This is a genomic window from Acinetobacter sp. 1125_18A (assembly GCF_052824985.1).
Genome location: NZ_VTDG01000001.1, coordinates 186,481 through 201,390, shown reverse-complemented (window position 1 = coordinate 201,390; position 14,910 = coordinate 186,481). Strand labels below are relative to the sequence as shown.

General features: G+C 39.3%; 12 protein-coding genes and 1 tRNA gene. 6 read left to right on the top strand and 7 right to left on the bottom strand.

The window, feature by feature from the left end:
* Positions 1-7: 7 nt before the first annotated feature.
* Complete coding sequence (gene carB / locus FY049_RS00970; RefSeq protein WP_151801998.1) at positions 8-3,241, bottom strand: carbamoyl-phosphate synthase large subunit; 3,234 nt, start codon at positions 3,239-3,241, stop codon at positions 8-10.
* A 14-nt stretch (positions 3,242-3,255) separates the two neighbouring features.
* On the bottom strand, positions 3,256-4,395 hold the full coding sequence (gene carA / locus FY049_RS00965; RefSeq protein ID WP_004823230.1) for a glutamine-hydrolyzing carbamoyl-phosphate synthase small subunit: 1,140 nt from the start codon (positions 4,393-4,395) through the stop codon (positions 3,256-3,258).
* Positions 4,396-4,714: 319 nt separating this feature from the next.
* Here carA and FY049_RS00960 point away from each other — a divergent pair, with 319 nt between their 5' ends.
* Positions 4,715-5,179, top strand: a complete 465-nt coding sequence (locus FY049_RS00960; RefSeq protein ID WP_154129213.1) for a hypothetical protein — start codon at positions 4,715-4,717, stop codon at positions 5,177-5,179.
* 113 nt (positions 5,180-5,292) lie between these two features.
* Here FY049_RS00960 and FY049_RS00955 read toward each other — a convergent pair whose 3' ends face one another.
* A complete protein-coding gene (locus FY049_RS00955) occupies positions 5,293-5,832 on the bottom strand; it encodes a DOMON-like domain-containing protein (RefSeq protein WP_004717328.1) in 540 nt (179 codons plus the stop codon).
* A gap of 11 nt (positions 5,833-5,843) precedes the next feature.
* Positions 5,844-6,167, bottom strand: a complete 324-nt coding sequence (locus FY049_RS00950; protein WP_446082970.1) for a YhbY family RNA-binding protein — start codon at positions 6,165-6,167, stop codon at positions 5,844-5,846.
* A 198-nt stretch (positions 6,168-6,365) separates the two neighbouring features.
* Between FY049_RS00950 and rlmE the strand changes: the two genes are divergently transcribed.
* From rlmE to FY049_RS00925, 5 genes are all read left to right on the top strand, one after another.
* Positions 6,366-7,016, top strand: coding sequence for a 23S rRNA (uridine(2552)-2'-O)-methyltransferase RlmE (gene rlmE / locus FY049_RS00945; RefSeq protein WP_004717323.1), 651 nt, complete (start codon positions 6,366-6,368; stop codon positions 7,014-7,016).
* A 179-nt stretch (positions 7,017-7,195) separates the two neighbouring features.
* On the top strand, positions 7,196-9,085 hold the full coding sequence (ftsH, locus tag FY049_RS00940; protein ID WP_004823226.1) for an ATP-dependent zinc metalloprotease FtsH: 1,890 nt from the start codon (positions 7,196-7,198) through the stop codon (positions 9,083-9,085).
* Between the two features lie 131 nt (positions 9,086-9,216).
* The gene (gene folP, locus FY049_RS00935) at positions 9,217-10,071 is read left to right on the top strand and encodes a dihydropteroate synthase (RefSeq protein WP_446082969.1); all 855 of its coding nucleotides are present in this window, start codon (positions 9,217-9,219) and stop codon (positions 10,069-10,071) included.
* Positions 10,072-10,231: 160 nt separating this feature from the next.
* Positions 10,232-10,546 carry a DUF5713 family protein gene (locus FY049_RS00930; RefSeq protein ID WP_004717317.1) on the top strand — a complete coding sequence of 105 codons (315 nt, stop codon included), beginning with the start codon at positions 10,232-10,234 and terminating at the stop codon, positions 10,544-10,546.
* 219 nt (positions 10,547-10,765) lie between these two features.
* Positions 10,766-10,842 (top strand) — tRNA-Met (locus FY049_RS00925).
* 128 nt (positions 10,843-10,970) lie between these two features.
* On the opposite strand, the gene FY049_RS00920 is transcribed toward FY049_RS00925, so the two are convergent.
* From FY049_RS00920 to FY049_RS00910, 3 genes are all read right to left on the bottom strand, one after another.
* Positions 10,971-12,014, bottom strand: a complete 1,044-nt coding sequence (locus FY049_RS00920; RefSeq protein ID WP_446082968.1) for a hypothetical protein — start codon at positions 12,012-12,014, stop codon at positions 10,971-10,973.
* Positions 12,015-12,019: 5 nt separating this feature from the next.
* Entirely contained in the window at positions 12,020-13,645 is a 1,626-nt protein-coding gene (locus tag FY049_RS00915) for an NAD+ synthase (protein ID WP_004717311.1), read from the bottom strand.
* A gap of 386 nt (positions 13,646-14,031) precedes the next feature.
* Positions 14,032-14,541: a hypothetical protein gene (locus tag FY049_RS00910; RefSeq protein WP_056518112.1), complete on the bottom strand. Its 510-nt coding sequence runs from the start codon at positions 14,539-14,541 to the stop codon at positions 14,032-14,034.
* Between the last annotated feature and the right edge of the window lie 369 nt (positions 14,542-14,910).

The window sequence follows — 14,910 nt, the reverse complement described above, 5'->3', positions numbered from 1 at the left end:
AAACGAATTAACCTAGTGTTTGCAAATCTTGCAAGCGATATACATCCATTGGCAATTTAATTGCTAAAGCTTGGCATACAGCATCAGCACCATTCAAGGTTGTTGTGTAATACACTTTACCTTGAAGCGCAGAGCGACGGATTGAGAATGAATCCTGCTGAGCTTGTTTACCTTCTGTAGTATTGATAATGAGGTGAATCTCGCCATTTTTCAAGCGGTCGACAATATTTGGGCGACCTTCTGTTACTTTATTCACACGTTCACATTCAATACCAGCTTCTTTAATGACATCATAAGTACCGCCAGTTGCGATAATTTTGAAGCCTAAATCAACCAATTGTTTCGCAATACCCGCGGCACGAGGTTTATCTGAATGACGTACTGAAATAAATACGTGCTTCACTTCACCTTCAGTTGGTTTACCCGGTAAGCGATCATTAGAGCCTAACACAGCTTTATAGAAAGCTTCACCAAAAGTTGTACCAACACCCATCACTTCACCAGTAGATTTCATTTCTGGTCCAAGGATCGGGTCTACACCTGGGAATTTGTTGAACGGGAATACTGCTTCTTTCACAGCAAAATGCGTTGGGATAATTTCTTTTGTGAATCCTTGAGATTCTAAAGATTGACCCGCCATACAACGTGCTGCAACTTTTGCTAATGATTCGCCGATACATTTAGAAACGAACGGTACTGTACGAGACGCACGTGGGTTCACTTCAAGAATATAAACGTCATTGCCTTTAACAGCAAACTGTACGTTCATCAAGCCAATCACACCAAGCTCTTTCGCCATAGCAACGGTTTGACGACGCATTTCATCCTGAATCTCTGCAGAAAGAGAGTAAGGCGGAATTGAACATGCTGAGTCACCAGAGTGAATACCTGCTTGTTCGATATGCTGCATAATACCGCCGATCACCACATCTTTGCCGTCAGATACACAGTCAACATCGACTTCAGTTGCATCATCAAGGAAATGGTCAAGCAGTACAGGTGCTTCGTTAGACGCTTGTACAGCATCACGCAAGTAACGTTTAAGTTCGTCGTCGTTGTATACGATTTCCATCGCACGACCACCAAGGACATAAGATGGACGTACAACCAACGGATAACCCACTTTAGATGCTTCAGCCATACCTTCTTCAGCAGATTTAACAATGCTGTTGCTTGGTTGACGAAGATTTAAACGTTGAATCATCTGTTGGAAACGTTCACGATCTTCTGCACGGTCAATCGCATCTGGAGACGTACCGATAATTGGTGCACCTGCTTCTTCTAAAGCACGAGCCAATTTCAAAGGTGTTTGACCGCCGTACTGTACGATAATACCTTTTGGTTTTTCTGTACGTACGATTTCTAAAACGTCTTCTAAAGTGATCGGCTCGAAGTACAAACGATCAGATGTGTCATAGTCAGTTGAAACCGTTTCAGGGTTACAGTTAACCATAATGGTTTCATAACCATCTTCACGCATTGCAAGGGCAGCGTGAACACAGCAATAGTCGAACTCGATCCCTTGACCAATACGGTTAGGACCACCACCGATCACCATGATCTTGTCACGGTTAGATGGATTTGCTTCACATTCGTCATCATAAGTTGAGTACATGTAAGCAGTATCTGACTCGAACTCAGCTGCACAGGTATCTACACGTTTGTAAACAGGGTATACACCCAAGTTCCAACGGTGCTTACGGAATTGCTTTTGCGAAATGCCCATCAAGTCTGCAATACGTAAATCAGATAAACCTTTACGTTTAAATGCACGGATATTGTCAGCGTTCAAATCACCAAAACCTAAAGTTTTGATTTGCTCTTCAGACTGAATGATGTCTTGGATTTGAATCAAGAACCAACGATCGATATTGGTTGCAGCAAATACTTCATCTAATGTGAAGCCATGACGGAATGCGTCAGCAACATACCAAATACGCTCAGGACCTGGCACTTTAAGCTCTACCAAGATTTTATCTTTCGCGCCTTCAGTACCCACCGCAATTTTCTCATCGAAACCACAAGCACCGACTTCAAGACCACGAAGTGCCTTTTGTACAGATTCTTGGAAGTTACGACCAATTGCCATGACTTCACCCACAGATTTCATCTGTGTAGTGAGTGTTGCATCAGCTTGTGGGAATTTCTCGAAGTTAAAGCGAGGAATCTTGGTTACAACATAGTCGATTGCAGGTTCAAATGACGCAGGCGTTGTACCGCCAGTGATGTCATTTTTCAATTCATCAAGGGTATAACCCACTGCAAGTTTTGCTGCAATTTTGGCAATAGGGAAACCTGTTGCTTTAGACGCAAGCGCAGAAGAACGAGATACACGAGGGTTCATCTCGATCACAACCATACGGCCATCTTTCGGGTTGATACCGAACTGAACGTTTGATCCGCCTGTCTCTACACCAATTTCACGTAGCACTGCTAAAGAAGCATTACGCAGTAATTGGAACTCTTTATCTGTCAGAGTTTGTGCAGGTGCAACAGTAATGGAGTCACCTGTATGCACACCCATTGGATCGAAGTTTTCAATGGTACATACAATGATACAGTTGTCGTTTTTATCACGAACAACTTCCATTTCATATTCTTTCCAGCCAATTAATGATTCATCAATCAATAATTGTTTGGTTGGAGAAAGATCAAAACCGCGTTCACAGATTTCAATGAATTCTTCTTTGTTATAGGCGATACCACCACCTGAACCACCCATCGTAAATGATGGGCGGATAATCACAGGGAAGCCGAAACGGGCTTGAATTTCAAGCGCATGTTCCATGCTTTCTGCAACATCAGCACGTGGGCATTCCAAACCAATTTTGCGCATTGCGATATCGAAAAGTTTGCGATCTTCCGCTTTTTCGATGGCTTCTTTGGTCGCACCAATCAATTCAACATTGTATTTTTCTAAAATACCGTTAGCATCTAGTGCCAATGCACAGTTTAATGCCGTTTGACCACCCATTGTTGGAAGAACCGCATCTGGGCGTTCTTTCTCAATGATTTGTGCAACAGTTTGCCACGTAATCGGTTCGATATACGTTGCATCTGCCATAGTCGGGTCAGTCATAATGGTGGCTGGGTTAGAGTTCACCAAAATAACACGGTAGCCTTCTTCACGAAGGGCTTTACATGCTTGCGCACCTGAGTAATCGAACTCACATGCTTGCCCGATGACAATCGGACCCGCACCAATAATTAAGATGCTTTTAATGTCTGTACGTTTAGCCATGATCGCTTCCTTAATTACTTCTTAGATGCTTCAATAAGTTCGATGAAATGATCGAACAATGGGGCACAGTCATGTGGACCAGGGCTTGCTTCAGGGTGACCTTGGAAGCTAAACGCAGGTTTATCTGTACGATGAATACCTTGTAAGGTTTGATCGAACAAAGATTTATGCGTAGCTTTGAGGTTTGCAGGTAAAGTTTCTGCATCTACTGCGAAGCCATGGTTTTGAGAAGTAATCATCACTGTACCATTTTCAAGGTTCTGTACAGGATGGTTTGCACCGTGGTGACCATGTGGCATTTTCACAGTTCTAGCGCCAGAAGCTAAAGCTAGAATTTGATGACCCAAACAAATACCGAAAACAGGTAGGTTTGTAGTTTCAACAATGGTTTTTACTGCTGCAATTGCATAATCACATGCTGCTGGATCGCCAGGTCCATTTGACAAAAATACGCCATCTGGGTTTAACGCCAATACTTTTTCAGCAGGTGTTTGTGCAGGAACAACAGTTAATTTACATCCGCGGTCTGCAAGCATACGTAAGATGTTGGTTTTGACACCGTAATCGTATGCAACAACATGAAATTTTGCTTCTGGTTGAGAAAAGCCTTGGCCCAATGTCCATGAGCCTTCGGTCCATTCAAAACCTTCTGGGTCACAACATTCTTTCGCAAGGTCTAAACCATCTAGACCACCAAAGGCACGTGCTTTTGCAATAGCTTCTTCTTCAGTAATATTATCGCCGGCAAGAATGCATCCGTTTTGTGCGCCTTTGTCACGTAAAATACGTGTCAATTTACGAGTATCGATATCTGCAATGGCAACGACATTATGTTGTTGTAAATATTCGCCAAGAGACTGAGTAGCTCGGAAATTGCTGTGTAATAACGGTAGGTCACGAATGATTAAACCATTCGCCCAAACTTTATGAATTCGACCTGATTCAGCGTCTTCTTCATTACAACCAGTATTACCGATATGAGGATAAGTTAAAGTTACAAGTTGCTGTGCATAACTAGGGTCGGTCAAAATTTCTTGATAACCAGTCATGGCAGTGTTAAAAACGACTTCACCAGTCGTACTTCCCGTAGCGCCGATCGATGTACCTTTAAAAACAGTACCGTCAGCAAGGGCTAAAATGGCGGGGGTGCTCAAACCATAGCTCCTGAACTAAAACCACAAAAATAGGGCTGTAAAAAAGCGAGTAGACGAAAAAAAAGGAAGGCTTACTAAATCCTACCCTCCTCTTGTCTGCTCGCTTGTAACTTAACAGCGCATTATACGCATGAGCCTCTCGAAAGTCTATTTTATTTCGAGGGATAATCTAAGATAAATACCTTGCTATTTAGCATTAATTCTGCTTTTAAAGTGAATTGTTTGAAATTGTAAGTATTTAAATATTGTCAGACAAATCAAAATCTAAAATTTATCCTTTCAATGTATCTTATTGACTCACATTCCAGGGGGAATCAATATGACTATATCTAAAGAAACTGTTACAAATAAAGTAACAAAAGAGACTGCAGCTTTGAAAGAAGTTGTGACTGAAACTACTGAAAACTTAGAGAAGTTAGGTAAAGAAGCGCAGCAGAAGGTTGCTGAAGCGGTTACCGAAACTAAAACTAAACTTGAAGCAGAATCAGAGCAATTAACTGAGCAAGTTCAAGATCAAGTACAAAACTTTAAACAAGATTTGGTGCAACGTCTTGATGTGATCAAATCACAATTTTCAACTTCACAAAAAGATTTGGTTGAATTGGCTGATTTCTTAAAATCTGAATTAAGCATTTTAGTGAAAGAGTTAACTGAAGTTGGTAAAGAAATTCGTGAAGATGTTTCACAAATTTCGAGCAAACATAAAGTACAGTTAACTGAAACTTTAAAGCGTTCAAAAGATCATACTTTAGAAGTTTGGAATAAAGTAACAACAAAACAATAAGATATGTAAAGCTTATGTTTTGAGGAAAGCCATTTTTAAGAAAAATGGCAATAAAAAAGTGAGGCTAGTTGCCTCACTTTTTTATTTTCAATCACAGTTTACATAAGCGTATTTTAAAATGTATGTAACCAATCACGTTTATTGTGAAAGTCGGCCTGTTGGCCACTGTGTTGCATGGCAAAGAAATGTTGACCTTGCGTGGTATTTAAAACAGCGCTTAAACCTAAAAATAAGTCTGACCATTTTAATTTATTGGCAAGCATGAACTCGCTAAGATCTATGCTGACATTTAATCCATAATGCGTACGCTTTAACTGATTTAATTCAATGTCATAAGCAGCGACTGGCGGCATATTTTCAGGATAACGATATTCTTCAAATTGGTAAGCTTGCCAAGCTTGAGAAGGGGATAGATTAATTTCACGATAATAATCTTCACCTTGCACACCAATAAAAATCTCAAAACAGGTATTTTCCCAAAGGAAATCCTGACGTGGATTTGCTGTAACCAGTTCAGGATAAATTATGAATTGATTGGGATCTCTTAACCAATAACCGACATTGAGTGTATATGGGCTAATTTGTTCAATCGCACCAACTAGGGAGATACTTTGAAAACGACGATCAAATGCATTCAGTTCGAAACTTGCCATGAAAATAAATCTTAATTTGAAAGATGAGCGTGGCGAACTAAATTAGACAATTTTGGATTTTGTTTCGCAGCTTTTTTATAAAGCAATGCAATTTTACCAATTGTTTGAACAACTTCCGCACAAGTGACATTGGCAATTTCAGTAATCGTTGCAGCACGTGCTTCGCGGTCTTCACCTGTAACCTTGACTTTAATTAACTCGTGATCATTTAAAGCACGGTTTAATTCTTCAACGACACTTTCAGTCAAGCCTTTATCGCCAAGCATTACAACAGGGTTTAACGCATGTCCGATTTGACGTAAACGTTTACGTTCTTGGATAGATAGAGCCGCCATAAAAGATAACCTAATTTTAGAAACGACTTAGTATAACAAAAGCCATATCACTACGCTGTAAATTCTGTAGAAATAATCGATGAAGCTTATTCAAAAAAACATATCAATATCTGTCGATTTAAATCAATATGAATACTGCAATGAGAATTTTTTTCACGTACAATCAGAAGTTAGTTATCGGTTTAGATCAAGAGAGTTATGGCTACACGCATTACCAACCAGAAGTTATCCAAAAGTAGTCGTGCGTGGATGAGAGAGCATTTAGATGACCCTTTTGTGAAAAAAGCACAAAAAGAAGGTTACCGCGCTCGTGCTGCATATAAACTTCTTGAAATTCAAGAAAAACACAAAATGATTAAACCAGGGATGACCGTGGTTGACTTGGGTGCTGCGCCAGGAAGTTGGTCGCAAATCGCAGGTAAACTGGTCGGTGATAAAGGTTTAGTGATTGCTTCAGATATTTTAGAAATGGATGCTTTACCTGATGTTACTTTCTTACAAGGTGACTTTAGAGAAGAAGAAGTTTTCGAAAAATTGTTAAATATTTTAAATGGACGCACTGTAGACGTTGTAATTTCAGATATGGCCCCCAATACATCAGGTAATAGGGCTGTAGATCAACCTCGCCAGATTTACTTGTGTGAACTTGCGTTAGATTTTGCCAACAAGGTTCTTGGACCAAAAGGGCAGTTTTTAGTTAAAGTTTTCCAAGGAACTGGTTTTGATGAGTTCCGAAAGCAAGTCGTGGATAGTTTTGATGTGTTAAAAACAGCAAAACCAGCTGCTTCACGTGCACGTTCAAAAGAAGTTTTTTTAATTGGACAGGGCCGTAAAAAAGTTTCGCAATAGATGGTGTTTTTGAGGTATGTTCATTCTTCGTAATGAATTGCCAACAAATGCTTGCCAAGTTGTTAAAAATTGTGCATTTTGTACCTTTTTAACCTTTATTGCGAAATTCATTACTCGCTTTTTGTTACGATCAAGCAAGATTGAGCCTGATCAAAATAGTTATATATGGGAATAAAGCTTTGAGCGATTACTTCAAAAATGCCGTATTGTGGCTGGTCATACTGGGTGTGCTGATCTTAATCTTCAGCAATCTCAGTGACCGCAGTAAGCCTTCTGCGATGAATTATTCAGAATTCGTCACAGCGGTGAATGCTGGTCAAATTAGTAAAGTCACAATTGATGGTGAAAGAATAAGCGGCGAAAAAAAGAACGGTTCGAACTTTGAAAGTATTCGCCCAGCAGTTCAAGATCCTGAATTGATGCCTACACTCATCAAAAATAACGTTGTTGTTGAAGGTACTGCACCTCAACGTCAAGGTTTATTGATGCAACTTCTCATCGCAAGCTTTCCTGTGCTTTTAATTATTTTATTGTTCATGTTCTTTATGCGTAACATGGGTGGTGGTGCAGGCGGGAAAAATGGTCCAATGAGTTTTGGTAAATCTAAAGCAAAAATGCTTTCAGAAGACCAAATCAAAGTGACCTTTACCGATGTAGCTGGTTGTGATGAAGCAAAACAAGAAGTTGTGGAAATCGTTGATTTCTTGAAAGACCCTGCAAAATTCAAACGCTTAGGGGCAACAATTCCTAAAGGCGTATTGATGGTTGGTCCTCCAGGTACAGGTAAAACTTTACTTGCGAAAGCGATTGCTGGTGAAGCCAAAGTTCCATTCTTTAGTATTTCAGGTTCTGACTTCGTTGAAATGTTCGTTGGTGTTGGTGCATCTCGTGTGCGTGACATGTTCGAACAGGCGAAACGCCATGCACCATGTATCATCTTTATTGATGAGATTGATGCAGTTGGTCGTCATCGTGGTTCAGGTACAGGTGGTGGTCATGATGAACGTGAACAAACACTAAACCAAATGCTTGTTGAAATGGATGGTTTCGAAGGTAATGAAGGGATTATCGTCATTGCTGCAACAAACCGTGCGGATGTACTGGATAAAGCATTACTTCGTCCGGGGCGTTTCGACCGTCAAGTGATGGTGGGTCTGCCAGATATTAAAGGTCGTGAACAGATCTTGGCAGTGCATTTGAAGAAACTTCCTTCGGTAACAGGTGTTGATCTTAAAGTATTGGCACGTGGTACACCTGGTTTCTCTGGTGCGCAATTGGCGAATCTTGTAAATGAAGCTGCATTGTTTGCTGCTCGTCGTAACAAGAACACCGTCGATATGCATGACTTTGAAGATGCAAAAGATAAGATCTACATGGGCCCTGAACGTAAGTCGATGGTGATCCGTGAAGAAGAACGTCGCGCGACTGCTTATCATGAAGCAGGTCATGCCATTGTTGCAGAAATTCTTCCAGGTACTGACCCTGTGCATAAAGTAACAATTATGCCACGTGGTTGGGCTTTGGGTGTAACTTGGCAGTTGCCAGAACATGATCAAACTAGCCATTACAAGTCTAAGATGTTGAATGAACTTTCAATCTTATTCGGTGGTCGTATTGCTGAAGAAGTTTTCATTGATCAAATGTCAACGGGTGCGTCTAACGACTTTGAACGTGCAACCAAAATGGCACGTGCGATGGTGACCAAGTATGGTATGTCAGACAAAATGGGCGTGATGGTCTATGAAGATGAAAACCAGAATGGTTTCTTCGGAAATGTCGGTAGCCGTACGATTTCTGAAGCAACACAACAACAGGTTGACCAAGAAGTACGTCGTATCTTGGATGAACAGTATCGTGTTGCGCGTGATATTCTTGAAAATAACAAAGATATTGCACATGCAATGGTAAAAGCCTTGATGGAATGGGAAACGATTGATCGTGATCAAATCCGTGACATCATGGAAGGTCGTGATCCTCAGCCACCTAAGGTTTATGTTGCTGAAAATCCAGTGCTTGATGTAACACCTACAGATGGTCCATCAACACCACCACCATTACCAGCGACCTGATCAGTCAGTGAATAAACAAGAGCCTCAATCGAGGCTCTTTTTTTATACGAAAAAATTCACAGATGAAAAAAAATCACTGTGCTATTGATTTGAATTGTTAAACTAGCCTGAATTGAATACGGAGAATTGACATGCAACTGATGCCACTAACCAAGCAAATTTTGCAATGTGGGCGTTTAAGTCTGGATTTATCACAAGCACATGTCATGGGTATCTTGAATGTCACTCCTGATTCATTTAGCGATGGTGGGAAGCATGATCAAAAAGATCAAGCTGTTGCTTATGCCAAGCAAATGATTGCTGATGGTGCGACAGTGATTGATGTTGGCGGTGAATCTACACGCCCGGGTGCATCTGTAGTCGAGATTGCCGAAGAAATACGTCGTGTTGTTCCTGTGGTTACTGAATTAGCCAAATTGGATGTCATTATTTCAATAGATACCTCACAGCCCGAAGTCATTCGTGAGGCAGTTAAGGCTGGTGCACATATTTGGAATGATGTCCGTGCCTTAACTCGTCCACATGCCTTAGAGACTGCTGCAGAGCTCAATATCCCTGTGATTATTATGCATATGCGAGGCGAGCCGACCACAATGAATCATCTTGACCAGTATGAAGATGTTACTCAAGAGGTAATTGCTGAATTACAGCAACGCGTAGATGATGCACTACAGGCAGGAATTCACCCCAAAAATATTATGATAGATCCTGGTTTTGGTTTTGCTAAAAATGCGCAACAAAATTTAAAGCTTCTCAATGAGTTTTATCAACTGAACAACATGGGTTATCCAATTTTATCAGCCTTATCACGTAAGCGCTTCATTGGTGAAGCTTTAGATGGTGCAGATGCCAATCATCGTGCTGTAGGTAGTGTTGCTGCACACTTGCTCAGTATTCAACAAGGCGCGTGTATGGTGCGTGCACATGATGTAAAAGCAATGTCGGATGCAATTAAAGTATGGCAAGCCATACGCTCTGCAATTTAATGATGAATGATCAATAGCCTCTAATATTGTTTGATCTTTTTTTTTTAATTTAGATCATCTACATCTGAAAAATTAATCAGTTAAATTGCCTGATCAATTTGGTGAATTGTATGGTTTGTGTTATATAAGCGCGTGAATTGCTGTTTTATTTTAGGTTGCAATGTTTAACGATCTACTTCTCCCAATGTTCGATGATGAATATTATCCAGATATTCTAGTTGCTGAGGTTAAGCAACTTATTGAAAATTTTGCTAAAAAAGTGGCAAAAACCAGCTTCAGTGATGCAGAAATTTATTCTATGGCAAAACTGACTGTGACTGAAATTAATGAAATGAAGCCACAGTTTGAGGATCTTGATTCTTCTTTGGATGGTACTGCAGCTGATTATATTGCTGAAGCAATGATGATGGTGGTACAAGACCAAGGGTATCTTGATATTGAAATGGAAGAGCTTGTTGCAAATAGAGAGTGGTAAGCCACTCTCTTTTTTTGCTATCGATTTTTAGAGATAAATAGGGGAGAGAGCTTAATTCCTTACTTATTTACAATACTTATTAAGCTGATTTTTTCGATAAAAACATAAATATGTATTAATTTTAAACATCTAAATATCAATTGCTTAAAGTATGATCATTGGTGTGTTTCAATGCTTGACGTAGGGTAGATAACTTTAGATAATGCGCACACAGTTTATGGCTATGTAGCTCAGTTGGTTAGAGCACCGCACTCATAATGCGGGGGTCACAGGTTCAAGTCCCGTCATAGCCACCATTTTTATAGACCATGCTCACTGCATGGTCTCTTTTTTTGTGCATCATCAAAAGATCAGTAGATACAGATAAAAATTATCATCACGTATGAATATTTAGAACACTGAAAAAATCCAGTTGAATATTTGATTAAGCTTTTTCTGCTAAATAATTTTCTATAAATCTTTGTGTTTGCGTGTCAAGGTAGAATGGCGCAATCAAGGATTGAATGATCTCATCCAATAAGCCATGTTGATCCAAAGCACCTAGTGTATGTGGAATAAAGCGATCTGCTTCGATAAATAAATCGTTTTGATCTAAGCCAACAGAGTGTAGTAATTCTTGTAAGCTATATTCGCCAAAGTATTCATAAAATGCTTCGACAACATTTAAAATGACCTGTTGCATATATTCTGTTTGACGTAATTCTTTCCAGGTTTCATAAACAAGAATAAAGAATTCCTCAAAATCAATGGATTGAACTTGAGAGAAAGCCTCTTTTAATGAGCGTTGCTTAACTTCATTCCAAACATGTGTAGCGATATCTGCCAGGTCTTCATTAGGCAGTAGAATGATATTGCTGAGTTGGCTACGGATAGCAGTTGCGAGTTGTTGTTCTAATTTAAGCTCAATATTGTGTTGTTGATCTTGAATAAAGCTGATGACTTTAGCGCCAATACGGTTATGTTTCACTGTGTATTGACGTAGCTGGTTGAGCCAAGGGGTGTTGCTTTCTAAAATCTGATTGGCAAGCTGTAGGCTAACCTGTTGAATCTGCGGGTTGTGCTGTAAGTTTTCTTGAATATAGCCTCTTAATTGTTCTAATTCTAAGATTTTAAACATCCACAGTTCAAAAGATTCATCTGAGAGTAGATCATTGAAAATGGTTTGACTATGAATGGCATATTGATGAATTTTTTGAGCGACGACACCGATAAATTCAAGAATATCTGCGCCTAAATTCAATTCAAAAGCATATTTTTGCACTACAGACTGGAGTTGCTTAAGTTGAATCACATTTTTTAAAAGGATTTTGTCTGCATTTTGATAGGTTTGGGAAATAAAATTTTGAATAAATTGCGGATTTTTTTGATCTAAGAGTTGTTTTTTAATAAAGCGAACTTGCTCAAGCAATAATGCTTGAGCAAGTTCCTGAGCAAAGCTCGAAGGTGGAGGTGAATTATTCACATTCACGAGGCTTATACACCTGCTTTCCAGCCATTTACAATCGGATAACGGCGTTCACGGCTAAATGCGCGTGAGCTAATACGTGGTCCAATTGAACCTTGACGACGTTTGTATTCATTGCGGTCGACAAGCTGAATGACTTTTTCCACGATTGCACGTTCAAAACCTTTGGCAATGATGTCTTCTTGGCTTTGTTCTTCCTCAATATATGCATATAGAATGGCATCAAGTACATCATAAGCAGGTAAAGAGTCTTGGTCTTTTTGATCAGGACGAAGTTCTGCTGATGGTGGACGAGAAATAACCCGTTCAGGAATCACCGGCGTTTCAGAAATACTGTTACGGTACTTAGCCAATTCAAAAACAATAGTTTTATAAACATCTTTGAGTACAGCAAAACCACCTACCATATCGCCATACAGTGTGCAGTAACCTACAGAAAGCTCAGACTTATTGCCTGTTGCAAGCACAAGGTTACCAAACTTATTGGACAAGCCCATAAGCAATGTACCACGTGCACGTGCTTGAAGATTTTCTTCAGTTGTATCCGCAGGTGAGTTACCAAAGAATGGGAACAAGGTCTGCATAAAGCTATTTACGATAGGATGAATTTCGGCAATACCAAAAGTAACGCCCATGCGTTTTGCTTGTTCAGTTGCATCTTCCACACTAATTTGTGATGTGTAGGTATAAGGCATCATCACGGCTTGAACTTTATCTGCACCAATCGCATCAACTGCAATTGCCAAGGTTAAAGCTGAGTCGATACCGCCCGATAGTCCTAAAATCACACCAGGGAAACCAGAGCGTTGTACATAGTCGCGTGTTGCTAAAACCAAAGCTTGATAGATCTCAGCCATAGTGTTTAATGCTGGCGCAGCTTCAACCACTTGATAGGCTTTATTTTCTATTTGATAGTCAGCAAAGTAGAGATCTTCTTTAAAGCTTGGTGCTTGTAGTGCAACTTCACCTGAATGGTTAATAACAAAACTGGTCCCATCAAAAATGAGATCATCTTGACCACCCACTTGGTTGATATAAACCACATTGAGATGGAGCTGTTTTGCCAACTCTTTTAATGTTTCGATACGATGTTGCGGTTTGCCGACTTCATAAGGTGAAGCATTCAAGACCAAAACACTTTCCACATTGAGTTGAGCAAGCTGTTGAACTGTATTTAAAGACCATACATCTTCGCAAATCAGGACCCCGAACTTATGACCTAAGTACTCAAATACAAGATGTTGATGTCCTTCATTAAAATAACGCTTTTCATCAAAAACGCTGTAATTAGGAAGATTTTGTTTGTTGTAGACCCCTAAAACTTGTCCATCTTTCATCACTGCAGCAGCATTGTAGCGTTGACCATCGTCTGTAAGATTGGCAAAACCAAATACCATCACGATGTCTTTAACAGTAGACAGTTTCTCGAAAGCTTGTGCAGTACGCTTTGCTAGGCTTGGGCGTAAAAGCAAATCTTCGGCAGGGTAACCGATTATAGAAAGTTCAGGGAAAACAACAATTTCAGCATTCTGTTTTTTTGCATCATTGGCTTGTTCAATCATTTTTTGAACGTTCGACTCAATATCACCAATGAATGGAGAGAATTGCGCGAGAGCAATTTTAAAACTTTTCATTTAAACCAAATCCTATTCCAATAGGGTAATTTATACACAAGTTGTTGATTTTTAAAATGTAGTTATTCAACATATGTGTATAGATATCACAGAAATTGCCAAAGGGCGAAACTATAAAATCATTAAAAAATCATCAAAATCTTTATTTTCTTGCAAGGCAAAAATTTCAGACATTGAGTATTTTAACTAAAAAAACGTCAGAAGCTAGTAATTCATCAAGTTTATTCAATACACCATCAATGACCTCATGAATTTAGTGTATTTTTTTTATAGAAACTAGTGATTTTTCATTATTTTTTGAATTTTATATTGGAAAGGATTAGCTTTAATTTATTTTTGTGAAATACATCACTTAAATTGTTTAAATTAGCATCAAAACAAGGGACTTAAATAGAATGATTGACTGCATTTTTATCCAGAATAATATTTTCAATTCGATTTAAATAAATATCTTTGGCAATATCGCCTTGTTGCTCAATATTGTAATCGAAATAAGCTTTTCCTTGAATGAGGGTGTAGCGATAAGGGTTATATTTACCAAAACTCAGGTAAAGTGCGGACTGTAAAATCGCCCCCTTCAGTAATACATTTTCATGACGCTGATATTGATAAATATGGGCCATTTCATGAATAAAAACAGCTTGATAACCCAAGCTCATACAGGAAAAGTCTTCACAATAGTCTGCATCTTTTAAGTGAATATAACCATTGGGCGCCATCAAAATACCAACAGGCTGCCACGGTAAATAAGGATGATTCATCACCTTGACTTGGCTGTAGTCAATTAAATCTCCAAATACACTTTGGCTAATACGAATTTCACCCTCCGTCAATTTTCGATACTTGAATTGATCCAATTGAAGAAGCTGTACAAAGCGCCAAATGAAATTGAACATTGTTTTATTTTGTGCTGTGTAAAAAGTACATCATGAAGTTTAGCACTGATTCAGTGTGACCCAAAGATTAACTGTGGCCCAGATACACCACGATAAAAAAGCTCTCTATTGGGGTCTGTTGACAATTCGTCTACGTTTGCGACTATGAGTGATTTTTAGATGATACAAGGCACGAAATATGAAATGTCAACAGACCCTATATATATGTGCTGACATGAACCTTTTCTTGTTGCCTGATTTCAGTAATGTAGAGCATCCGTGGTTAAGGGTTGGCATACCTAAGATTTAAATCATGATTTAAGCCAAAGCTGATGACTTGTCCGCAAAGGTCATTATTTATCAGTAGAGGCAAGCTCAGGCCTTATTTGT

What these genes read in the sequence shown, in the direction of transcription:
- folP (WP_446082969.1), top strand. Translation starts at nt 9,217, where the DNA reads ATGCAACTGATGCCACTAACCAAGCAAATTTTGCAATGTGGGCGTTTA.
- FY049_RS00950 (WP_446082970.1), bottom strand. Translation starts at nt 6,167, where the DNA reads ATGGCGGCTCTATCTATCCAAGAACGTAAACGTTTACGTCAAATCGGA.
- FY049_RS00960 (WP_154129213.1), top strand. Translation starts at nt 4,715, where the DNA reads ATGACTATATCTAAAGAAACTGTTACAAATAAAGTAACAAAAGAGACT.
- FY049_RS00915 (WP_004717311.1), bottom strand. Translation starts at nt 13,645, where the DNA reads ATGAAAAGTTTTAAAATTGCTCTCGCGCAATTCTCTCCATTCATTGGT.
- rlmE (WP_004717323.1), top strand. Translation starts at nt 6,366, where the DNA reads ATGGCTACACGCATTACCAACCAGAAGTTATCCAAAAGTAGTCGTGCG.
- FY049_RS00930 (WP_004717317.1), top strand. Translation starts at nt 10,232, where the DNA reads ATGTTTAACGATCTACTTCTCCCAATGTTCGATGATGAATATTATCCA.
- FY049_RS00955 (WP_004717328.1), bottom strand. Translation starts at nt 5,832, where the DNA reads ATGGCAAGTTTCGAACTGAATGCATTTGATCGTCGTTTTCAAAGTATC.
- carB (WP_151801998.1), bottom strand. Translation starts at nt 3,241, where the DNA reads ATGGCTAAACGTACAGACATTAAAAGCATCTTAATTATTGGTGCGGGT.
- FY049_RS00910 (WP_056518112.1), bottom strand. Translation starts at nt 14,541, where the DNA reads ATGTTCAATTTCATTTGGCGCTTTGTACAGCTTCTTCAATTGGATCAA.